The sequence below is a fragment of the Microbacterium aquimaris genome (assembly GCF_039531285.1).
In the GTDB taxonomy this organism is placed as follows: Bacteria; Actinomycetota; Actinomycetes; order Actinomycetales; family Microbacteriaceae; genus Microbacterium; species Microbacterium aquimaris.
This window is the reverse complement of the sequence record NZ_BAAAPT010000001.1, coordinates 1,144,440-1,166,187: the sequence shown is the minus strand read 5'-3', so window position 1 is coordinate 1,166,187 and position 21,748 is coordinate 1,144,440. Positions and strand designations below refer to the sequence as shown.

Genomic DNA, 21,748 nt, shown 5'->3' with positions numbered 1-21,748 from the left:
ACGTTCCCTCAGCGCCGAACGGAGATCTACGCCTTGACCCGAATGCCCGAGCCGTCGTCGTGTCGCTCGCCCGGGCTGACGAGTGACGATGACCCCGTTGACTACTCCGCCGCGAAGAGCTGCGGCGGTCCTCCTTCTCGCTGGCACGCTCGCCGTCAGCGCGGGGTGCGCACCGGCAGCGGTCGACTCCGAGCTGTGGCGGCAACTCGACGCGCAGGAGAACGTCGTGTATGGCGCTCTCGCCGAACCGCACCCGCCGGGGACATTCGACGCCGAATCGCTCCTCGACGCGCTCCGCGGTTCAACGCACTACTGGGACGAGTCCTCCGACCCGACCTTCATCGACCCGGCGACTCCCGTGACCGTGATCTACAACGAGTCCGAGCACCAGGACAGGTTCGGCGATCCGGTACTTGATATCGATGTCTTCGTCACATCGGGTCACAACCCGGATGGCGCAGCGAACTCGGGCGCCTGGTTGGACTCGACACCCTCCTCCATTCACACCTGCTACCGACTGTCGATCAGCCTCGTCGCCGGCCAGGTGTGGAACATCAACCGCACCAGCGACTTCTTCGACGAACAGCTCAGCTGTCCGAGAGAGCTCGTCGATGCCGCTGGCGAGCACACCGAGTACCGAGAGCCACGGGAATTCGACGGGTAGGTTCCCCTTACCGTTGCGTGACAGCAAGCGGCGGTGCGCCGCCTGCTGCCGAACCTCTCTCATATATCGAATATTTATCCTATTGTCATCTCGTATGTCTGCACTATGCCTTCCTGTCTGTCGTATATCTGTTCTATACTGGATGCAGCGGCAACCCGGGGGTGGGCATGGCAATCGAAGAGCAGGGCGAGGCGGAGATGCTCCGCACGCGCGAGCTGATCGCAGAGATCGCGGCGTTCGATGCGGCCGAAGCGCGCATCCAAGCCGAACGCGCCCGCTTGTATGCCGAGGCATACGACCTCACCCAGCGACAGACCGATCGGCTGCGCGATGCCTCTACTCGGGAACGTGAGATGCCACTGCGGGCAATGGCGGCCGAAATCGCCGTCGCGAAGCGCGTCAGCGACCGCACCATGCAGACCCATTTGTTCGAGGCGCACCGCACCGTCACGGAATTCGCGGCGACGTGGGAGGCATGGCATGCGGGCCGAGTGTCCCGTGCACACGTGAAGGTCATCGTCGACACCGGCACGGAACTCACCGGGCGAGAGGCCCGCGAGAGCTACGAGCACGACGTCCTCGCCTACGCAGAGACGACGTCCCCGTCACGCGTGAGGTCGTACGCGGAACAGGTCGCCGAGAAGCTCAACCCGAAGAGCGTGCAGGAACGTCACGACGACGCACTGCTCGACCGGAGAGTATGGGTGGAAGACCTGCGTGACGGGATGTCAATGCTCGGCGCGATCGGACCGAGCGTCGAAGTCCACGGAGTTTACGACCGACTCACCCGACAGGGGAAGGCGATCAGGGCCGCCGACCGTACCGCGCGACGCGAAGCCGCCGAGCAAGAGTCACGCTCTGATGCGCCGACAGCGGAGGGCACCTCACCGACCGATGCAGTCGGAGGTGGTGCCGATACAGATGCGCCGGGGTGGTTCGACGATCGATCGATGGATCACATCCGAACCGACCTCCTCCTGGACATGATGCTCACCGCCTCACCGTCCGTCGACCCGACAGGGATAGCGGGCGGACTCGGAGCGATTCGCGCGCACGTGCAGGTGACGGTCCCCGCCACCACACTCGCCGGCACGACGTTCGGTGGCGCACAGCTGAACGGTAAGTGCGCCGTGGATCCGGATACGGCGAAGATCCTCGCCGGGAACGCCCCCGGGTTCGACCGGGTCTTCCTCGACCCGATCAGCAGCGCGGTCCTCGCAGTCGACCGACGCTTCCCCTCGGCGGCGCAACGACGCTACCTGGTCGCCCGAGACATCCGATGCCGATTCCCGGGATGCCGCAGACCCGCGCTGGACTGCGACGCAGACCACCGCGAAGACTGGGCCGACGGCGGCGCGACCGATATCGACAACATCGGCGCGTTCTGCAAGAGACACCACACTCTCAAACACGCCGCCGGCTGGACCGTGATCCAACTACCGGGCGGACGACTGCACTTCACCGCGCCCTCCGGGCTGGAGTACACCGACGATCCACCACCACGAGTCATGTTCACACCCGATCCAGACGACGGATCGCGCGAAGCCGACCTTTCCGAAGCGGGTGTCACCGCGGCACCCTTCTGAGCAACCGCCGTTCATGGTCGCCACAACAACGACGCTCGATATCGCGCGGTCGACGACAGTCCATCAACCCGGCACCCATGCGCGGTGCGAGACTGGGGAGGTGACCCTGCTCGAACCCGCCCGTGCCGCCGGCCCGGCGAAGGCGCCCGCGGTACGGGACGCCATCGCCCGCGCCGAAGCCGGGGCCGACCTCTCCGTCGACGAGGTCGTGGCGCTGCTCACCGCCGGCGACGACCTCGACACCGTACTGGCGACGGCAGGGCAGATTCGGGACGAAGGTCTCGCCTCGGCCGGCCGAGGCGGGGTCATCACCTACTCACGCAAAGTGTTCGTGCCGCTCACCACCCTGTGCCGCGACCGTTGCCACTACTGCATCTTCGTCGATACCCCGGGTCAGCTCCTCAAGAAGCGCAAGCCGGTGTTCATGAGCGACGAGCAGGTGCTCGCCATCGTCCGGCAGGGCGCCGCGCTCGGCTGCAAAGAAGCCCTCCTCACCCTCGGCGACCGCCCCGAAGAGCGCTGGCCCGAAGCGCGCGCGTGGCTCGACGAACGCGGGTTCGCATCCACCCTCGACTACGTCGCCCACATCGCGCGTCTCATCACCGCCGAGACCGGCATGCTCGCTCACCTGAACCCCGGCGTGATGAGCGCGGAAGAACTCCACGCGCTGCGCCCGACCGCGCCATCCATGGGCATGATGCTCGAAACGACCTCGCGCCGACTGTACGAGGAGCCGGGGCAGGTGCACTACGGCTCTCCCGACAAAGACCCCGACGTGCGCCTGAAGGTGATCGAGGATGCCGGGCGCGCCCGGATCCCGTTCACCACCGGCATCCTCGTCGGCATCGGCGAGACCGTGCAGGACCGCGCCGAATCGCTCGTCGCGCTCCGAGACGCGCATGCCCGACACGGGCACGTGCAGGAAGTGATCGTGCAGAACTTCCGCGCCAAACCGCGCACGGCCATGCAGGGCGCACCCGACGCCGACCTGCTCGAGTACGTCGCCGCCGTCGCGACCGCACGTCTCGTGTTGGGGCCGCGGATGCGGGTGCAGGTCCCGCCGAACCTCTCCGATCCGGCCGAGTTCGCCCTGCTGGTGCGGGCCGGCGCCGACGACTGGGGCGGCGTGTCTCCGCTGACGGCCGACCACGTCAACCCGGAACGCCCGTGGCCGCACCTCGACGACCTCGCGGCCGCGACCGCGGATCTCGGTTTCGAGCTGCGCGAGCGGCTCACGGCGCATCCGGAGTTCATCGCCGACCCCGCCCGGTGGCTCGACCCCGCGATGCACGCCCCCGTGACCGCGGTCGCCGACCCGGCCACCGGCCTCGCCTCACCCGGATCCCCCCGACCCCACTCGAGACGGGGTGGACCCGGCACACCACGCGGCCGCGACATCGACCGACGGATCGCGCGCGCGACAGGGGACGCGGAGTCGCTTGACGACGGCGAATGGGAGGAGCTCCTCCGGGCGACCGGCCGCGACCTCGACGCGCTCGCCGCCGCCGCAGACGACATCCGGCGATACACCGTCGGTGAAGCCGTCAGCCTGGTCGTCAACCGCAACCTGACCTCGAGCGGGTTCCGGACGACCCCCGACGCCTCCGACCCGACGCAGTTCGGCATCGACGATGTCGCCGCGATCGCCGATGACGCCTGGCAGCTCGGCGCGACCGAGCTGTGCGTGCAGGGGATGCTCCCGCCCGGGGTCTCCCCCGAGGCATACCTCGACATCGCCCGGGCGGTGAAGAGCGCGCAGCCCGACCTGCACCTGCACGCCTTCCGGCCGCAAGACGTCTGGGACCTCGCCGACCGTGGTGGACTCGGCCTTGACGGCGCTCTCGCCGCGATGAAGGAGGCCGGCGTCGACACCGTGCCCGGCACCGGAGTGAAGGTGCTGAGCGAACGGGTCCGCGACGAGATCGCCCCGACCGACCTCGAGATCGACCGCTGGGTGGAGGGCATCACCGCCGCCCACCGTGCCGGGTTCTCCTCAACCTCGGTGCTCTTCTACGGCCACGTCGAGACCGCCGGCGAACGCGTCACGCACCTGCGGCGACTGCGGGAGATCCAGGCCGTCACCGGTGGGTTCCGCGAGTTCGTCCCCATCCCTCTCCCCGGTCCACGCGGCGGCGTGCCGCTCGTGCCGGGCCGCTCCCCTCTCGACGAGCACCGCGCGATGGTCGCCGTGTCGCGCCTGATGCTGTCGGGGGCGATCTCGCACGTCCAGATCCCCTGGACGCGCGTCGGACGGGACATGGCGGCGGCCCTCCTGCAATCCGGCGGCGACGACCTCGGCGGGACTCTGCTCGACGGACGGGTCAAGCCCGAAGCCGGCATCGAGCAGGGGCTCGAACTGCCGGTACCGGAGGCCGCAGCCCTCGTCGGACGCCTCTTCCGGCCGTTCCGGCAGCGCACCACCGACTACCGCGAACCGCCTGCGAACCGGAAGACCCCGATTCGATGACCACGCGGGTCGAGGTCGCGATCATCGGCGCCGGGTTCGCCGGGATCGGAATGGCCCTCGCCCTCCAGCGGGACGGCCGGGACTCGTTCGTGCTGCTCGAGCGCGGCGGCAGCGTCGGCGGCACATGGCGCGACAACACCTACCCCGGAGTCGCCTGCGACGTACCCTCGCACCTGTACGGGTTCGCCGAGCATCCGCACCCCGACTGGTCTGGCGTGTACGCACCCGGAGCGGAGATTCACCGCTACCTCGTCGACGTCGCCGACCGCACCGGTGTCAGCGCCCGGACACGTCTGCACACCGCGATGACCGGCGCCGTGTGGCAGCCCGAGACCGCGACCTGGCGGGTGGCCACCGGAGACGGTGACACCGTCATCGCCGACGCGCTGGCCCTCGCGTGCGGACGACTCACCGAACCACTCATCCCAGAGATCACCGGCCTCGAAACCTTCCCCGGCCCCCTGTTCCACTCCGCGCGATGGGATCACACGGTCGACGTCGCCGGGCGCCGCATCGGCGTCGTCGGAACCGGCGCGAGCGCGGTACAGCTCGTGCCGGAGTTGGTGCGCCGCGGCGCCCACGTGACACTCTTCCAACGCACCCCGGCCTGGATCGTCCCCCGCGGTGAACGCGAATACAGCGCAGCGGAGCGGCGACGGTTCGCCCGGCATCCGGAGGCCCTCGCCGACCTGCGCGCGGACCTCTACACCGAGGGGGAGGAGCGGTTCGCGTCTCGGTCGGGCGACGCGGTGGCCGCCGACACAGCGCGACAGGCAGCCCTCGACCACCTCCACTCCCAGGTCACCGACCCCGCACTGCAGGCAGCGCTCACCCCCGACTACGCGTTCGGGTGCAAGCGCGTCCTGCTGTCGGACGCGTTCTATCCGGCCGTCGCATCCGACGCGGTCACCCTCGTCACCGCCGCCCTCCAAGCCGTCGACGGCGGAACCCTCACCGCCGCCGACGGCTCACGACACCATGCGGACGCGCTCGTGCTCGCGACCGGATTCGCCTCCGCCCGGCAGCCCTACGCCGACCTCGTGGTCGGCGAGGACCGCACGCTCGCCGACCACTGGAGCGCCGGGATGACCTCCTACGCCTCGACCGTCGTCGCCGGGTTCCCGAACCTCTTCGTCCTCAACGGACCGAACGCCTCCCTCGGACACAACTCGTCGGTGCTCATGCTCGAGGCGCAGGCCGCGTACGCGGTGCGCACCCTCGCCCGACGCGATCGATACGCCGGCGTGCTGCGGGTCGACCCCGCCGCCGAAGCCGCATACACCGCCGAGATCGACCGCGCCGCCGCATCCACCCCGTGGATCGCCGGCGGCTGCCGCAACTGGTACGTCGACCCCCGATCCGGGCGCCTGACCCTGCTGTGGCCCGGAACCGTCGACGCCTTCCGCGAACGTCTCGCCCGCGCCGACGGTTCGGAGTTCCTCAACCCCGCATCGGCCTCGGCGACAACCGCATCGACCCCGCACTCACGCCCGTCCCCAGGAGGAGCCTCATGACCTTTCCGCTGCGCTTCGGCTACAAGGCCTCGTCCGAGCAGTTCGGGCCGACCGAACTCGTCGAATTCGGCGTGCTCGCCGAGGAGATGGGGTTCGACTCCGTCTTCCTCTCCGACCACTTCCAGCCGTGGATGCATGACGGCGGCCACGCGCCCGCCGCCCTCCCCTGGCTCGGCGCGCTCGGGGCCCGCACCCAGCGGGTTCTGATCGGAACCTCCGTCCTCACCCCGACCTTCCGCTACCACCCGGCCGTCATCGCCCAGGCCTTCGCCACTCTCGGCGTGATGTTCCCCGACCGCGTCGTGCTCGGCGTCGGCACCGGTGAAGCCCTCAACGAGGTCACCCTCGGCCTCGAATGGCCCGACGCTCCCGAGCGATTCCAGCGCCTCAAAGAGGCCATCCTCATGATCCAGGAGCTCTGGGCCGACGAGCGGGTCACCTACGAGGGCACCTACTACTCCGTCAGAGACGCCACCATCTACGACCGTCCCTCCGCAGAGCACCCCGTGCCGATCTACATCGGCGCAGCCGGCCCCGCCGCCACCCGACTGGCCGGACGCATCGCCGACGGCTTCATCACCACCAGCGGCAAGAACCGCGAGCTGTACACCGACACCCTCATGCCGGCTCTGGCGGACGGGCTCGGCAAAGCCGGGCGCGCCTCCGACGCGATCGACACCCTCATGGAGGTGAAGGTGTCGTACCACCCCGACCACGACACCGCCCTCGAGAAAACCCGGTTCTGGGCGCCGCTTGCCCTCACGCCGGAGGAGAAGCGCGACATCCACGACCCGATCGAGATGCAACGCCGCGCGGCCGAGCTGCCGATCGAGCGCGCGGCCTCCCGCTTCATCGTCTCGACCGACCCCGACGAGCACGTCGAGCGGATTTCGGAGTACATCGAACTGGGCTTCCGCCACCTCGTCTTCCACGACCCCGGTCACGACCAGGCCGAGTTCCTGCGCATGTACGGGGCGGAGATCCTCCCGCGGCTGCGCGCGAAGTACGGCTCGTGACCGGTCTCGTGACAGTTCCGTCGCACGGACGTGCGCGAACTCGGGCTGCCTGCACCCCGTCGACGGGCAAGAGGCCACATGACTCCCGCACAACCTGAGTTGGTGCACGGCCTCGGGGATGACCCGGCGCCGCGGCAGCGGTGGCGCGTCGTCATTCCGGTCAAACCCGCGCGCCGGGGAAAGTCGCGGCTCGCGTCCGGGGCGTCCCGCGAGACGCTCGCACGCGCGATCGCGCTGGACACCATCGCGGCGACGGTGGCATGCCCGGCGGTCGCGCAGGTGTTCGTGGTCACCGACGACCCCGGACTGCCGCTCGCGGCGGCCGACATCCCGGGACTGCGTTTCGTGGCCGAAGAGGAGCCGCGCGGACTCGACGCGGCGATCGGCCTCGGAACGGCGGCCGCTGGGACGAACGCGCCGCGCGCCGCACTCCTCGGCGACCTCCCCGCCCTGCGCCCCGACGACCTCGCCGCCGCCCTCGATGCCGCCGCCGCGCATCCACGCGCCGTCGTCGCCGACGCCGAGGGCACCGGGTCGACGCTCGTGACCGCGGCCGCCGGCCATGACTGGAGCTGCGCCTTCGGCGACGGATCATTCGCACGTCATCTCGCACTCGGGTGCGTCGCCCTCGAGATCCCCCGCACCTCGACGGTGCGCCGCGACGTCGACACCCCCGAGCAACTCGCCGAAGCGGTCCATCTCGGTCTCGGGATCCGCACCTCCGAAGCGCTATCCGCCGATTCGCAAACGGGGTCGCGCACGACGCCACACCGCACCGACTCAGGCTGATCCGGCCATCGGCCGCGGAGCCCTAGAAGAGCAGATAGACGGCGCCGATGATCGTGAAGACGATCACCAGACGCTCGAAGAGGCGCTGGTCGAGGCGATTCGCCCACCAGCGGCCGAGCAGCGCGCCGATCACCACGAGCGGCACCAGGATCGCATCGATCAAAAGACCGGCCGGGGTGATGATGCCCAGTCCGATCGAGAACGGCAGCTTCGTGATGTTCACGAGGAAGAAGAACCAGGCCGCGGTTCCGAGGAACTCCTTCACCGCGAACCGTGAGGCCAGGAAATACATCGACATCACCGGTCCCGCGGCGTTGGCCACCATCGTCGTGAAGCCCCCGAGCGTGCCGTAACCGGCCGCGGCCACACGATGAGAACCGGCCCCGGCGACGGCAGGCGCGAACCGGCGTCGGAGCAGGGTGAACGCCACCACAGCGAGGAGGATGACGCCGATGACACGGCTGACCCACTCGTCGTCGGCGAACGCGAGGAACACCGCGCCGAGCAGGAGTCCGACCAGCACCGCCGGCGCGAGCCGCAGGAGCGCCTTCCAGTTCGCGTCACGCCGATAGGCGACGATCGCGAACAGATCGGCCACGATCAGGAGAAGCAGCAGCGTCCCGGTGGACTCGCGGGCGGGGAGCACCGCGGCGAAGATCGCGACCGACAGGGTGTTCACCCCGGGGATCGCGGTCTTGGAGACACCGACGACGAAGGCCGAGAACGCGAGGAGGAGCCACGCCCAGACGGCGAGGTCGGGGACCGTCACACGCGTGCCTGTGCGAGTGCGGCCTCGACGATGTCCGCCGACCGGGTCGGGTCGGTCATCCAGAGCGGCCGCGCGTGCGCGGTCAGTCCGATGGCTTCGACCGTCTCGATCGCGTCGACGTCCTCCTCGGCGACCAGCCAGGCGTCCAACACCCCCTCGTCCCGACGGCTGCCGTAGAGCCCGGCGACGCCGACGGCCGAGGTCTCGACCCCGATCGCGCCGAGACACACGTCGGCCATGCCGCGCACGACCCGCCCGCCGATGATGGGAGACACGCCCACGACGGGGGCCGACGTCTGCCGCAGGGCCGAGCGGATGCCCGGAACAGCCAGGATCGGGCCGATCGACACGACGGGGTTCGACGGGGCGATCAGCACCGCGTCGGCCTCGGCGATCGCCTCGGCGACACCGGGAGCGGGCGCGGCAGCCTCGATCCCGGGGTTGTCGAAGGCCAGCGGCGGCAACGTCGCACGGTGGCGCGTCCACCACTCCTGGAAGTGCATCGACCGCGGTCCCCGGTCGGGGTCATCGACGGTCACGACCGTGTCGACCTCGGCGTCGGTCATCGGCAGGAGTCGTGCGCCGAGATCCCACCGGGTCGCCATCCTTTCCAGCACACCGGTGGGGGTCGCCCCTTCCCGGAGCCAGCCGGTTCGAGCCAGGTGGGTACCCAGGTCGAGGTCGCCGAGGGTGAACCAGGGCCACCCGACGCCCCAGGCCTGCAGTTCGGCGTTGACCCGCTCGGAGTCGTCCTGTCGGCCCCACCCCCGCGCGGTGTCGTTGACGCCGGCGAGCGCGTAGGTGATCGAATCGACGTCCGGCTGGAGGCGCACCCCCGACAGCCACAGGTCGTCGCCGGTGTTGACGACGACGGTGAGGTGGTCGGTGGATGCGGCGATGCCACGTCGACGTAGCGCTTCACGCGCTCCGAGGACGAACTTCGAACCGCCGACACCCCCGGCGAGCACCACGATGCGCGGCGTCACGCCGCTTCCGGAACCGCCCACGCTCAGGGCGCGTACTCGTCGGCCGGGTTCGGGATCGGGAACCGCGAGACGGCGTCGAGCAACGCCTCCACCGATTGCACCTCGGCGATCACGTCGACCAGCAGGCCGGCGCGCTTGGCGTCTTTCGCCGTGCGGGGTCCGATCGCCGCGATGATCGTCGTGTCGGGGATGACCTCGAACTGCTCCCGGACCTGATCGGCGACCGATCCGCTCGTGATCAGGATCGCGTTGATGCGGCCGGAGCGGACGTCTTCGACGACCTTCTCGGACGCCGGAACACCCACGGTGCGGTAGGCGACGACGCTGCGCACGTGGTGGCCGGCTTCGACGAGCATGCGGGTGAGCACCGGCTTGGCGATCTCGCTTCGCAGCGTGAGCACCTGCCGCGGTTCGGGCTCGGCGGCGATCATCTGCTCGGCCATACCCGCGGCGGAGTTGTCGCGTTCGGGTACGAGATCGACTTTGTAGCCGACCGCGTTCAGCGCCGCCGCGGTGGTCTCGCCGACGGCGGCGATCTTCGTGGTCGCGGGGATCTTCGCACGGTACGCGTAGAGCACGTCGACCGTTGTCGCGCTGGTGACCGTCAGCCAGTCGAAAGCCCCGTCGGCGAGGTCGGCGAGGGACTGCTCAAGGGTGGCCTGGTCTGTCGAGGGGGCGAAGTTGATCAGCGGCGCGATGACCGGTGTACCGCCGCTGCGGCGGATGGTGGCGGCGACGCCGTCACCCCACGGTCCTCCGCGGGGCACGAGCAGCCGCCATCCTGTGAGGGGCTTGGGCTGCGGTGAAGTGTGGTTCATTCGGGGGCTCTCGTCGATGCACGAGTCGGCCGCCCGGGCGTTCGAGCAGCCGACGGGCGGAACGAATCCGGGTTTCGGGCTCGCGCCGTCGGCAGCAATCGCACCATTGCACTGCCTGTCCAGAGCATACCCCGCTGAATGAATGCCGGGAACGGGGTCGCCGACTGATGCCACACCGTGACCTTCGCCGTTCCGGTGAGGGAACGGTTCACTCGGGCGGTGTCGCCGTCAGCGCGTGTACAGCCGGACCAGGCCCCACACGCCGATACCGATCGCGACCGCGCCGGCGACGACGAGCGTCGCCGCTGCGGCGGGGTTGCGCTGGCTGAAGGCGCGTGCGTCGGTGATCGTGCGGTCGGTGGCCACCGCGACTCGGCGCGGCACGTTCGCCTTCTCTTCGATCGCCAGGAGCGCGGCTTTCAATTCGGCGCGGGCACTCTCGACGGGGTCGTCGATGCCGAGCGGGACGGCGGTGCGGGGCAGCGGAGCGTTAGAGCTCATCGCGGACTTCCTTCACATCCTGGGCGATGGACTGGACGGGGTTCTGGCGCTTGACCAGGCGGCGGAAGCGGAGCACGCCGAGGAGGGCGAGGATAATCGCGATCAGCAGCATCGCGAAGAACACCACGAGCGCCGACAGCCACACCGGCCACCACGACGACAGTCCGGCGATGGCCCACGCGCCGAGGGCGGGGACCGACCAGAACAGCACGAACAGGGCCGCGACCATCCACAGCGCACCCCAGCCGCCGTCCTTCGCGGTGCGGGCGAGCCAGGTCTTGGCGGCGTCGACCTCGGCGATCACGAGCGCGCGGACGAGCTCGGGGATCTCACCTACCAGGGTCAGGAGGCTGTCGTCCGCACGGTCGCGGAATCCACGGGGTGTCGACATCTCAGGCACCGCTGCCGGAATCGACCGTCACCTCGCCGTCGTCGACGGCGTCCTTCACGGCCTTGGCGGAGGTCTTGGCGGCCTTCTGCAGGTCGCCCTCGGACTCCTCACCCGTCTTCAGCGCGGCGTCGAGTCGCTCGCCGGGGGTGCCCTTGGTGGTGGCGGCCTTGGTGACCTTCACCGCGGTGTCCCACACCGTGCTGGGAAGGGCCGCGGCGCTGGACTTCGCGAAGTCCTTCACCTTGTCGACCTGCTTCTGCACCGGGGCGGTGTTCCAGAGGTTGTCGGCCTGGGTCTTGATCTGCTCGTAGCGCTCACGGCCGGCGCGCGTGCCGAGGACGTAGCCCACGCTCAGTCCGATGACGAGTCCTACCTTGCCCCTCATGGGGTCTCCTCACGATCGTTGGAGATGCTGGTCGCTTCCAGGGTAGCGATGTATGCCCGCGTCGGCATCCCGGGCTTGACATCCGCGGACTCACCCCCTTCAGGCGGGTGTGTCTCCGTCCACCACATCCGCGATGGTCTCGAACAGCGCGGACCGCCGCACGCGGTCGGTTTCACGTCGCGCGTCCGGCACGACCTGGGCGAGCCCCGTGCCGGCTAGCCACGCCCCGACGACCGCGAGCCCGGGAACGGCGGAGACGGCGCGACGCACGGACGCGACCTCGGCCGCACGCCCGAGGGCCGAACCCGGCTGTGCCTGGGCGTAGCGCTCCCGCACCGCACCACGCAGGCTGTCGGCGGGCAACGGCGTGCCGAGCATCGCCGAAGCCTCCTTCAGCGCGAGCGCGGCGGCCCCCGTCTCGTCGAGACCCTCGGTGGCGGGGGGCTCGCCCTGCGCACCGAACGACACCCGCACGACGTGGCGACCTTCGGCGGCTCGGGCCACCCACGGCCACTTCGCCGTCGAGTGGGTGAGCGCCTTGGCGGTGTACGAACCGGGCACGGTCAACGTGCCACTGCCCCGCGGGGCCGAATCCAGCTCCCGCGCGTCGAGGACCATGGTGACCACCTCGACGACCGGGGCGGGCCCCGGCTCGCGCGCGAGATCGGGCACCGTGTCGGCGAGCAGTGCCCGGGTGGTGTCCTCCGGTGTCGCCATGATCAGCAGGTCGGCCTCGAACACCGCGTCCCGCGGCTCCGCTTCCGGGTCGGCCAGCGTCGCCGTCACGTTCCAGGCCTCGGCGTCGCGGGCGACGGCGGTGACGTGCGCACCGGCGGCCACCGTCGCATCCAGGTCGACGAGGCGTGCCACAAGCGCGTCGACCAGGGTCGACATCCCTCCTACCAGGCCCTCGACCGCCGCGCCCGGTTTGACCTGCGGCCCGCCACGCAGTTGCGTCACCGCACCGGTGAGCGAACCGGTGCGGGTGAGCGCGGCGTTCAGCCCCGGGGCCGCGACATCCGCGTCGATCTCGTCGGGCCGGGCCGAGTACACACCCGTCGTGACCGGGGAGACGAGCCTGTCGAGCACCTTCTGCCCCAGTCGCGTGCGCACGAGGCGGCCGAGGCTGTGCTCATGGCCGATGGTCAGCGGCGGACGCAGCCTGTCGAGGTAGGCACGCCACGCCCCGCCCCACCCGATGATGCGTCGCACATCCGGCGCCCACGGGTTCGCAGGGATTCCGAGCACTCCCCCGGCGGGAAGCGGCGCGGCGCCCACCCCCGGGATGCCCACGAGCCATGCGCCCCCCGCGTTCGGTGACGTCACCCGATCCTGCAGACCGAGCTCGTCGATGAGTGCGCGCACCGCGCCTCCGCGGGTGGCGTAACTCTCCGCCCCCGTGTCGAGTCGGATGCCGGCGACCTCCGCGGTGCGGATGGCGCCGCCGGGACGCTCCGCCCCCTCGAGCACCGTCACCTGCATCCCGACCTTCGCGCACTCCAGCGCGGCCACGAGGCCGGCGACACCGCCACCGACCACCACCACGCGGGTCTCGTGCGCGTGGGAAACCAGCTCGTCGAACTCCTGGGTCACCCCTCCATCCTCCCCGACCCGGGCGGCCGTGCGCATCGCGAGAGGCCACCGATGGCGAACTCTGACGCCGCACACCCGCGTCCGCGCACCCACGACGAGAGGATCAGGCAAATATCGGACACGATTCGGCACGTTCTCGAGGATCGGGCGAGTCGGAAGAGATCCTCGGCACCGCCGTGGGGGCGCGGCGCGATCAGGTGCTGCTCGCGACCAAGCTCTACAACACGACGACCACCGGCCCGAACGATCTCGGCACCAGCCGCCTCGCGATCATGCGGGAGGCGGAGGCCAGCCTGCGGCGTCTCGGCACCGACTGGATCGACCTCTACCAAGTCCACAACTTCGAAGGTCCGCTACATCGGGCTGTCGAACTTCGCCGCCTGGCAGATCGCGAAGGCAGACGGCCTCGCTCGATTCCTGGGCACCGAACGGTTCTGCTCCGCCCAGTCCTCCTACTCTCTCGTCGGGCGCGAGCTGGAGCGCGAGATCATCCCGGCCGTGCGCGACCTGGGTCTCGGCACCCTCATCTACAGCCCACTCGCGGGCGGATTCCTGAGCGGCAAGCACACCCGCGAGGAAGACGGCACCGGTCGTCGGACGACTTTCAACTACCCGCCGGTCGACGAAGAGCAGGGTTTCGAGGTGCTCGATGTCTCGGCACGCCTCGCCGAGGAGAAGGACGCATCCATCGCGCAGATCGCGCTGGTGTGGCTGCTCCACAAGCCTGGAGCGACCAGCGTCATCCTCGGCGCACGCAAGGACGAACAGCTCGTCGACAACCTCCGTGCGGCCGACATCACCCTCACCGACGATGACGTGGCGCAGCTGGATGCGGTCAGCGCCGTGAAGCCGGAGTACCCCGGATACCTGCGGACATCGGCCCGCGGGGAGACCATGTTCGGTCGCCGCAACCGCTGAACGGCGCCCGACCGACAGCCGCGCGAGGGCCGACACTGTCAGACTGAGTCCATGGACCTTCGCATCACGGGCGACGAGGCAGCCGATCGGCTGCTCTCGGACGACCCCCTGGCTCTTCTCATCGGGATGCTGCTCGACCAGCAGGTGGCGATGGAGGTCGCGTTCGCCGGTCCAGCGAAGATCCGCGACCGCGTCGGGACGATCGATGCGCGCGCCCTCGCCGCCTACGATCCCGACGCGTTCGCCGCTGCGTTCTCGCAAGCCCCGGCCGTGCACCGCTTCCCCGGCTCGATGGCCGGTCGTGTGCAGGCGCTGTGTCAGACGGTGACGGACATGTGGGGTGGAGATGCCGCCGCCATCTGGACCCAGGGGGATCCCGACGGTGCCACCGTCCTCAATCGCCTCACGTCGCTGCCGGGATTCGGCGAGCAGAAGTCGAAGATCTTCCTCGCCCTGCTCGGCAAGCAGTACGGATACGACGGCGCCGGCTGGCGGGAGGCCGCGGGTGCCTACGGCGACGAAGGCGCGTACCGCAGCGTCGCCGACATCACCTCGCCGGAGTCGCTGACGAAGGTGCGCGAGTACAAGCGCGCCATGAAGGCGGAGGCGAAGAAGTGAAGAGGACCGACGGAAGCGTCGCGTCGTTCATCGCGGAGGTCATCCCCGCGAAGCGGCAGCGCGACGCGCACGCCCTGGTGGACATGATGCGTGAGATCAGCGGTCGCGAACCCGCCCTGTGGGGCACGATCGTCGGGTTCGGCAGGTGCCACTACCGCTACCCCACCGGCAACGAAGGCGATATGCCCGTGTTGGCGTTCGCGCCACGCAAGACCGCGTCGACGATCTACCTCGACTCGATCGAGGCGCACGGGCAGGCGTTGGCAGAGCTCGGTCCCCACTCGAGTGGTGTCGGATGCCTGTACATCAAAGACCTCGAGCAGGTCGACGAGGCGGTGCTCCGCGGCATTCTGGAGCGCACTCTCGCCTACGTCGAAGGTGGCGGCGGCGAGTACGCCCGCATCACCGTCATCGACTGAGCCCCGCTCCCACCAGTGGGGGCGGATGCGGGGCCGGAGGCGGTGGTCAGGCCCCGCGGAGACGCTCGCCGAGGTAGGCGTCGAGCTGGTCGAGCGCGACCCGCTCCTGCGCCATCGTGTCGCGGTCACGCACGGTCACGGCACGGTCGTCGAGCGAGTCGAAGTCGACCGTGACGCACAACGGTGTGCCGATCTCGTCCTGACGGCGGTAGCGGCGACCGATCGCACCGGCGTCGTCGAAGTCGGTGTTCCACCCGTGGGCGCGCACCCGATCGGCGACCTCGCGCGCCAACGGCGACAGCTTCTCGTTGCGCGACAACGGCAACACGGCCACCTTCACGGGGGCCAGACGCGGATCCAGACCGAGGACCGTGCGCGTGTCGGTGCCACCCTTCGCATTCGGTGCCTCCTCCTCGCGATACGCGTCGACGAGGAACGCCATCATGGCGCGCGTGAGGCCGAACGACGGTTCGATGACGTACGGGATGTACTTCTCCCCCGAGGCCTGGTCGAAGAAGGTCAGGCTCTGCCCGGATGCCTCGGTGTGGCTCTTCAGGTCGTAGTCGGTGCGGTTGGCGATACCCATCAGCTCGCCCCACTCCTTGCCCGGGAAGCCGAATCGGTACTCGACGTCGATCGTGCCGGCCGAGTAGTGCGCACGGTCGTCTTCGGGGACGTCGAAGCGCCGCATGTTGTCGGCGTCCACGCCGAGATCGATGAACCAGTTCCAGCACGCCTCGACCCAGTGGTCGAACCACTCCCCGGCCTTGTCCGGGGCGGTGAAGAACTCGATCTCCATCTGCTCGAACTCGCGCGTGCGGAAGATGAAGTTCCCCGGGGTGATCTCATTGCGGAACGCCTTGCCCACCTGGCCGATCCCGAACGGCGGCTTCTTCCGGCTCGCGGTGAGCACGTTGGAGAAGTTCACGAAGATGCCCTGCGCCGTCTCGGGACGCAGGAAGTGCAAGCCCGATTCGTCGTCGACGACGCCGAGATACGACTTGACCAGTCCCGAGAACGCCTTCGGCTCCGTGTAGCGCCCCTTCGTCCCGCAGTTGGGGCAGGGCACGTCGGCCAGACCGTTCTCGGCGGCACGCCCCTTCCGTGCCTCGAAGTCCTCGATGAGGTTGTCGGCGCGGAACCGCTTGTGGCACTGCAAGCACTCCACCAGCGGGTCGGTGAAGGTCGCGACGTGCCCGGAGGCTTCCCACACCCGCTTGGGGAGGATGATCGAGGAGTCCAGCCCCACCATGTCGCCGCGACCACGGACGAAGGTCTGCCACCACTGGCGGCGGATGTTCTCCTTCAGCTCGGTGCCGAGAGGACCGTAGTCCCACGCCGACCGCGACCCGCCGTAGATCTCGCCCGCTTGGAAGACGAACCCGCGATGACGGGCGAGGGCGATGACTTTGTCGAGACGGGACTGCTCGGCCACGGTGGCTCCAATGGTCGTTCTGAGGCGGGGGTGCGCAGATCGCGCGAGACCGGCGACGCCGGCATCCCCCGATTCTAATGAGCGGATGGCCGGCGCATCGCCGGATCAGCCTTCGCCGGGCGCGTAGCGACCGAGCACCACGTCGACAAGCCGCTCGGCCTCCCCCTCCTGGTCGGCGTCCGAGCGCACCACGATCCGGAGCACGATCGCACCGATCAGCAGCTCGACGATCGACCCCACCGGCGCCGTGGCGGGCAGCTCCCCGTCGATCACGCCGCGTTCCAGTCGGCGCACCAGGTCGGCATCCGCCCCCAGGTTCTCGCGCACACGCTCCCCGATGGCGGGATTGACCGTGCCGGCGGCGACGAGGGACTTGAGCATCTCGTCATGACGCGGGTCATCGACGAACGCCATCACCGTCCGCATCCAGTGCACGAGGTCCTCGCGCAACGCGCCGTCGAACCGGGGAACCACATGCTCGGGCATCAGCATGCCCTCCAGGAGCGCCTCGGCGACCAGATCGCTCTTGGTCGGCCACCAGCGGTAGATCGTCTGCTTGCCCACCCCGGCTTCGGCGGCGATCCCCTCGATGCTCAGATGCGCGAACCCCCGCTGGAGGAAAAGTCGCGCGGTCGCTCGAAGGATCGCCAGGCGCGCCGCTTCACTGCGGGGCGCGCCACCTCTGCGATCGGTCACGATCCATCCTCGATTCAGGTTACGAGACGCTACGTATCGTATGCTGACCGTCGCTCCCACGCGTCCTCGAAAGGTGATCATGGCGGAACTGCTGTACCGGCTCGGCAAGGCGTCGGCGAAACGTGCCTGGATCGTCATCGTCGCGTGGCTGGCCGTTCTGGGACTCGCCGGCGGCGCATTCGCGGTCGGCTTCGGCGCGCTCGCCACGAGCTTCGACGTGCCCGGCACGGCATCCGGAGAGGTCATCGACGAGCTGGCCGAAGAGCTGCCGGACTACGCCGGCGCCTCCGGCCAGGTGGTCTTCCACTCCGAGGACGGCGAGGCGCTGACCGCCGAGCAACAGTCCGAGATCGCCCAGGTCGCGGAGGGCATCGCCGACCTGCCCGACGTCGCCCAGGTGGTCGACCCGTTCCAGACCGAGCAGGAACGCGCCGACCGCGAGCAGGAGATCGCCGACGGCCGCACCGAGATCGAAGACGGCCAGGCCCAGCTCGACGCCGGCCAGGCGCAACTCGATGCCGCCGTCGCCGACCTCGACGCAGGCCAGGAGCAGCTCGGCGCCGGGCAGGAACAGCTCGATGCCGCCCGCCAACAGGCCGAAGCGGCCGGCGCACCCGCCGCGCAGATCGCCGCGCTCGACGCGCAGCAGGCGGAACTCGACGCCCAGCAAGCGCAGATCGACGCGGGACGCGAGGAAATCGCCGCACAACAGGCCGACCTCGACGACGGCCGTGCAGACCTTGCGGAGGCGGCCGAGCAGCTCGAACTCGGCGCCGAGCTCCTGGCGCTCTCCGACGGCATCCGTGTCGTATCCGAAGACGGCGCGACCGCGCTGGTGAACGTCTCGTTCGACGTGCCGCTCCTCGAACTCGACGCCACGTCGAAGGACGCCGTCATCTCGTATGTCGAGGCGAACCCGATCGACGGCGTCGAGTACGCCTTCTCGTCGACGCTCGCCCAGTCGGTCCCGAACCTCGTGGGCATCGGCGAGATCGTGGGACTCGCGATCGCCGCGATCGTGCTGCTGGTCATGCTGGGAACCGCCGTCGCCGCGGCCCTCCCCATCGCCACAGCCCTCGTGGGGGTCGGAATCGCCGTACTCGCGGCCCTCTCCTTGTCCGGCGTGCTCGACATGTCGAGCGTCACCCCCGTGCTGGGGATCATGCTCGGGCTCGCGGTCGGCATCGACTACTCGTTGTTCATCATCAACCGCCATCGCACGCAGCTCCTCGAAGGCGCCGAGATGCGCGAGTCGATCGGCCTCGCCAACGGGACCGCCGGAAACGCCGTCACCTTCGCCGGGTCGACGGTCATCATCGCCTTGCTCGCGCTGAACATCACCGGGATCCCCTTCCTCGGCCTCATGGGGACCGTCGGCGCCTTCGCCGTGCTGATCGCGGTCCTCATCGCCGTCACGTTGACACCGGCTCTCCTCGGCCTCATCGGCCCTCGTGTCCTCAACCGGCGGGCCCGCGCGAAGATCGGCACGGTCCACCACGAGGACATCGGAGCAAAGCCCATGGGCACATGGCGAGCCGTCCTCACCGCGGCGGGGGCGATCATCGCGCTGCTCGTGATCGCCATCCCGGCCCTGTCGATGCGTGTGGGCCTCCCTGACGGGTCCAGCGAACCCGAGGAGTCCTACGCCTACCAGGCCTACTCCCTCACCGAGGAGGCCTTCGGCGCCGGGGCCAACGGCACCCTGCTCATCTCGGCGACGCTGCCCGGCGACCTCGACGAGACCTCCCAGCTGCAGGCACAGCTGGACATCGCCACGGCGCTGTCCGACCTCGACGGGGTCGTCGCCGTCGCCCCGATCGCCGTGTCCGATTCCGGCACCCTGGCCGCCTTCCAGGTCGTTCCCGAAGACGGCCCCAGCTCGGTCTCGACCGAGGAACTCGTGCGGGATCTCCGTGCCCTGCCGCCCGTCGACGGCCAGTACGAGCTCGGCGTGGCCGGTCAGGCTGCGATCAACATCGACATCTCCGAGAACCTCGCCGACGTGCTGCCGCTGTACATCGCCGTCGTCGTCGGACTTTCGCTGGTGATCATGATCGTCGTCTTCCGCTCACTGCTCGTGCCCATCATCGCCACCGGCGGGTTCATCCTGTCGCTGTTCGCCACCTACGGGGCGACCGTCGCGGTGTTCCAGTGGGGCTGGGGCGCCGAGATCATCGGTCTCCACGCGACCGGGCCCATCCTCAGCTTCCTCCCGGTGCTGCTGGTCGGCATCCTGTTCGGACTGGCCATGGACTATCAGCTCTTCCTGTCCTCGGGCATGCGCGAAGCCTTCGTGCACGGGGCGCCCGCGCGCCTCGCCGTGATGCGGGGGCTGCGCGCCGGCCGCGCGGTGGTGACCGCCGCGGGGTTGATCATGGTCTCGGTGTTCGGCGGGTTCATCTTCGCCGAGTCCACGATGATCCGATCGATCGGGTTCGGACTGGCGTTCGGCGTGCTCTTGGACGCATTCGTCGTGCGCATGCTGCTCATGCCCGCGCTCATGCACCTCCTGGGACGCTCCGCGTGGTGGCTACCCCGCTGGCTGGACCGAATCGTGCCGAACGTCGACGTCGAAGGCGCCCAGCTCGAGCGCGCCCACCACGCCCCGTGGGCCGATCCGGCGGAGGCGCCCGACGAGACCACCGCCGGCACGCCCGGCGGGAACGCGAAGCCCCTCACGCGCCGCGAGGCCCGCGCCCGCGGGGACCTCTGACCCCACCGGTGTGACGCGGGCGCCCGCGTCACACCGCGCGGAGCGCGTCCCGGCCGAGGTCGGCGATCCGCGTGTGGCCCGACAACCCCAGGGTGATGTCGAGCTCGGCCACGATGTTGCGCAACACCTCGCGGACACCGACCTCCCCCGCGACGGCCAACCCGTAGGCGTACGGACGGCCGATCGCCACCGCCGAGGCGCCGAGCGCGAGCGCGACGAACGCATCCGACCCGCTTCGCACCCCGGAGTCGAACACGACGGGGACCACCCCGCCGACGCGGTCGACGATCTCGGGCAGCACGTCCAGTGTCGGCACGGACCGGTCGATCTGACGCCCGCCGTGATTGGAGACCCACACCCCGTCGAGACCGGCATCCACCGCCCGAGCGGCGTCATCGGGGTGCACGATCCCCTTCACGATGATCGGCAGGGTCGTCCATTCACGGGCCTTGGCGAGGTCGTCCCATGTCAGCGACGGGGTGGCGAACACGTCGAGGAACGTCTCGACCGCAGCGCGGGGCAGTGGTGACGCGAGGCTTCCCCGCAGACCCTCCCCGGTGAGAGGCCGCCCCTTGCGTGCGATCGACACCCCGGCCCGCAACGCCGATGGCGTGATCCGCACCGACGGAGACGGACCCGCGGCCTTCGCACGTCGTTCGACGAGGCGTCGGAAGACCGGGTCGCTGGTGTACTGGGCGATTCCGAGCCCCCGCGTGAACGGCAGGTAGGCGAGGTCAAGGTCCCGGGTGCGCCATCCGAGCAGGTGCGTGTCGACAGTGACGACGATCGCCTCGCACCCCGCCTGCTCGGCGCGGGACAGCAGAGACGCGTTCAGCTCGTCAGAGGAGGACCAATACAACTGGAAGAACCGGGAACCGTGCGGAGCGGCGGCCGCCACATCTTCCATCGGCTTCGACGCCTGATTGCTCAGCACATAGGGCACTCCGGCCCCGTCGGCGGCGCGCGCGATCATCGCGTCACCGTCGTCGTGCACCATCTCCATCACGCCGAGCGGTGCGAGGATCAACGGCGACGGGCGCCGCACACCGAACAGCTCGATGGACAGGTCGCGTTCGGCCACATCGCGCAGCGGGCGGGGCCATACCTGCCACCGCTCGAACGCGGCACGGTTGGCGGCCATGCCCCGCTCCGATCCCGCGCCGCCGGCGATGTAGGCGAAGGCCTCGCGGCTCATCCGCCGCCTCGCCGCCTCGGCGAGCGCTCGCGGATCGACCGGCACGGCCGGGGTCGCGCCGGTGACACCGGCACGGTAGATCTCGGACTGGGCACGGCGACCGGCACCGTCGGGAGCGGGAGCGCCTTTGCTTGCTGCCATGGCGCCAGGATAGGCCGCACCCTCCGAACCTCGGGAGACCACGTCGTGAAGAACACCGGAGATCGGCGGGTCCGCGCCCGTCAGCAGGGCCGGATGACACCCGCTGCCGTGGAATCTCCTGTGTTGTTCACCGG

General features: G+C 69.7%; 19 protein-coding genes and 1 pseudogene. 10 read left to right on the top strand and 10 right to left on the bottom strand.

Going from position 1 to position 21,748, the window contains the following annotated elements; translation table 11 throughout:
* Positions 1-88 precede the first annotated feature (88 nt).
* The 6 genes from ABD204_RS05450 (at position 89) to cofC (ending at position 8,036) form a co-directional block, all read left to right on the top strand.
* Entirely contained in the window at positions 89-664 is a 576-nt protein-coding gene (locus ABD204_RS05450; protein ID WP_194423648.1) for a hypothetical protein, read from the top strand.
* A gap of 167 nt (positions 665-831) precedes the next feature.
* The gene (locus tag ABD204_RS05445) at positions 832-2,250 is read left to right on the top strand and encodes an HNH endonuclease signature motif containing protein (protein WP_194423647.1); all 1,419 of its coding nucleotides are present in this window, start codon (positions 832-834) and stop codon (positions 2,248-2,250) included.
* A gap of 100 nt (positions 2,251-2,350) precedes the next feature.
* On the top strand, positions 2,351-4,717 hold the full coding sequence (gene cofG, locus ABD204_RS05440; protein WP_322597514.1) for a 7,8-didemethyl-8-hydroxy-5-deazariboflavin synthase CofG: 2,367 nt from the start codon (positions 2,351-2,353) through the stop codon (positions 4,715-4,717).
* A complete protein-coding gene (locus ABD204_RS05435; RefSeq protein WP_194423645.1) occupies positions 4,714-6,231 on the top strand; it encodes a flavin-containing monooxygenase in 1,518 nt (505 codons plus the stop codon). The genes cofG and ABD204_RS05435 overlap by 4 nt, the downstream gene beginning before the upstream one ends.
* Complete coding sequence (gene fgd, locus ABD204_RS05430; RefSeq protein WP_194423644.1) at positions 6,228-7,247, top strand: glucose-6-phosphate dehydrogenase (coenzyme-F420); 1,020 nt, start codon at positions 6,228-6,230, stop codon at positions 7,245-7,247. Before ABD204_RS05435 ends, fgd begins: the two co-directional genes overlap by 4 nt.
* 78 nt (positions 7,248-7,325) lie before the next feature.
* A complete protein-coding gene (gene cofC, locus ABD204_RS05425; RefSeq protein WP_194423643.1) occupies positions 7,326-8,036 on the top strand; it encodes a 2-phospho-L-lactate guanylyltransferase in 711 nt (236 codons plus the stop codon).
* 22 nt (positions 8,037-8,058) lie between these two features.
* Here cofC and ABD204_RS05420 read toward each other — a convergent pair whose 3' ends face one another.
* The 7 genes from ABD204_RS05420 to hemG form a co-directional block, all read right to left on the bottom strand.
* Positions 8,059-8,805: a sulfite exporter TauE/SafE family protein gene (locus tag ABD204_RS05420; RefSeq protein WP_194423642.1), complete on the bottom strand. Its 747-nt coding sequence runs from the start codon at positions 8,803-8,805 to the stop codon at positions 8,059-8,061.
* Positions 8,802-9,791, bottom strand: a complete 990-nt coding sequence (gene cofD, locus ABD204_RS05415) for a 2-phospho-L-lactate transferase (protein ID WP_322597513.1) — start codon at positions 9,789-9,791, stop codon at positions 8,802-8,804. The genes ABD204_RS05420 and cofD overlap by 4 nt, the downstream gene beginning before the upstream one ends.
* Positions 9,792-9,814: 23 nt before the next feature.
* Positions 9,815-10,609: a uroporphyrinogen-III synthase gene (locus tag ABD204_RS05410; RefSeq protein WP_194423641.1), complete on the bottom strand. Its 795-nt coding sequence runs from the start codon at positions 10,607-10,609 to the stop codon at positions 9,815-9,817.
* Positions 10,610-10,837: 228 nt separating this feature from the next.
* Positions 10,838-11,110, bottom strand: a complete 273-nt coding sequence (locus ABD204_RS05405; protein WP_194423640.1) for a hypothetical protein — start codon at positions 11,108-11,110, stop codon at positions 10,838-10,840.
* On the bottom strand, positions 11,100-11,501 hold the full coding sequence (locus tag ABD204_RS05400) for a phage holin family protein (protein ID WP_194423639.1): 402 nt from the start codon (positions 11,499-11,501) through the stop codon (positions 11,100-11,102). The genes ABD204_RS05405 and ABD204_RS05400 overlap by 11 nt, the downstream gene beginning before the upstream one ends.
* Position 11,502: 1 nt before the next feature.
* Positions 11,503-11,886 (bottom strand): hypothetical protein, encoded by a 384-nt coding sequence (locus ABD204_RS05395; protein ID WP_194423638.1) that lies wholly within the window; start codon positions 11,884-11,886, stop codon positions 11,503-11,505.
* Between the two features lie 99 nt (positions 11,887-11,985).
* Entirely contained in the window at positions 11,986-13,479 is a 1,494-nt protein-coding gene (hemG, locus tag ABD204_RS05390) for a protoporphyrinogen oxidase (RefSeq protein ID WP_322597512.1), read from the bottom strand.
* 176 nt (positions 13,480-13,655) lie between these two features.
* Here hemG and ABD204_RS05385 point away from each other — a divergent pair.
* From ABD204_RS05385 to ABD204_RS05375, 3 genes and pseudogenes are all read left to right on the top strand, one after another.
* Positions 13,656-14,397 (top strand): annotated as a pseudogene (locus tag ABD204_RS05385) (aldo/keto reductase).
* Between the two features lie 51 nt (positions 14,398-14,448).
* Positions 14,449-15,015 (top strand): HhH-GPD-type base excision DNA repair protein, encoded by a 567-nt coding sequence (locus ABD204_RS05380; protein ID WP_194423635.1) that lies wholly within the window; start codon positions 14,449-14,451, stop codon positions 15,013-15,015.
* Positions 15,012-15,434 (top strand): DUF1801 domain-containing protein, encoded by a 423-nt coding sequence (locus tag ABD204_RS05375; RefSeq protein ID WP_194423634.1) that lies wholly within the window; start codon positions 15,012-15,014, stop codon positions 15,432-15,434. Before ABD204_RS05380 ends, ABD204_RS05375 begins: the two co-directional genes overlap by 4 nt.
* 46 nt (positions 15,435-15,480) lie before the next feature.
* On the opposite strand, the gene ABD204_RS05370 is transcribed toward ABD204_RS05375, so the two are convergent.
* Together ABD204_RS05370 and ABD204_RS05365 are read right to left on the bottom strand one after the other, a co-directional pair.
* On the bottom strand, positions 15,481-16,869 hold the full coding sequence (locus tag ABD204_RS05370; protein ID WP_194423633.1) for a glycine--tRNA ligase: 1,389 nt from the start codon (positions 16,867-16,869) through the stop codon (positions 15,481-15,483).
* 105 nt (positions 16,870-16,974) lie between these two features.
* Positions 16,975-17,565 (bottom strand): TetR/AcrR family transcriptional regulator, encoded by a 591-nt coding sequence (locus ABD204_RS05365; protein WP_194423632.1) that lies wholly within the window; start codon positions 17,563-17,565, stop codon positions 16,975-16,977.
* 79 nt (positions 17,566-17,644) lie between these two features.
* Between ABD204_RS05365 and ABD204_RS05360 the strand changes: the two genes are divergently transcribed.
* Positions 17,645-20,278 carry an MMPL family transporter gene (locus tag ABD204_RS05360; protein WP_194423631.1) on the top strand — a complete coding sequence of 878 codons (2,634 nt, stop codon included), beginning with the start codon at positions 17,645-17,647 and terminating at the stop codon, positions 20,276-20,278.
* Between the two features lie 28 nt (positions 20,279-20,306).
* On the opposite strand, the gene ABD204_RS05355 is transcribed toward ABD204_RS05360, so the two are convergent.
* Positions 20,307-21,614, bottom strand: coding sequence for an alpha-hydroxy-acid oxidizing protein (locus tag ABD204_RS05355; RefSeq protein WP_194423630.1), 1,308 nt, complete (start codon positions 21,612-21,614; stop codon positions 20,307-20,309).
* Between the last annotated feature and the right edge of the window lie 134 nt (positions 21,615-21,748).

Bases quoted from the DNA above. Each gene is read 5' to 3' on its own strand.
- ABD204_RS05450 (WP_194423648.1), top strand. From the start codon at position 89: ATGACCCCGTTGACTACTCCGCCGCGAAGAGCTGCGGCGGTCCTCCTT.
- ABD204_RS05445 (WP_194423647.1), top strand. From the start codon at position 832: ATGGCAATCGAAGAGCAGGGCGAGGCGGAGATGCTCCGCACGCGCGAG.
- ABD204_RS05435 (WP_194423645.1), top strand. From the start codon at position 4,714: ATGACCACGCGGGTCGAGGTCGCGATCATCGGCGCCGGGTTCGCCGGG.
- fgd (WP_194423644.1), top strand. From the start codon at position 6,228: ATGACCTTTCCGCTGCGCTTCGGCTACAAGGCCTCGTCCGAGCAGTTC.
- cofC (WP_194423643.1), top strand. From the start codon at position 7,326: ATGACTCCCGCACAACCTGAGTTGGTGCACGGCCTCGGGGATGACCCG.
- ABD204_RS05410 (WP_194423641.1), bottom strand. From the start codon at position 10,609: ATGAACCACACTTCACCGCAGCCCAAGCCCCTCACAGGATGGCGGCTG.
- ABD204_RS05405 (WP_194423640.1), bottom strand. From the start codon at position 11,110: ATGAGCTCTAACGCTCCGCTGCCCCGCACCGCCGTCCCGCTCGGCATC.
- ABD204_RS05400 (WP_194423639.1), bottom strand. From the start codon at position 11,501: ATGTCGACACCCCGTGGATTCCGCGACCGTGCGGACGACAGCCTCCTG.
- ABD204_RS05395 (WP_194423638.1), bottom strand. From the start codon at position 11,886: ATGAGGGGCAAGGTAGGACTCGTCATCGGACTGAGCGTGGGCTACGTC.
- ABD204_RS05380 (WP_194423635.1), top strand. From the start codon at position 14,449: ATGGACCTTCGCATCACGGGCGACGAGGCAGCCGATCGGCTGCTCTCG.
- ABD204_RS05360 (WP_194423631.1), top strand. From the start codon at position 17,645: ATGGCGGAACTGCTGTACCGGCTCGGCAAGGCGTCGGCGAAACGTGCC.
- ABD204_RS05355 (WP_194423630.1), bottom strand. From the start codon at position 21,614: ATGGCAGCAAGCAAAGGCGCTCCCGCTCCCGACGGTGCCGGTCGCCGT.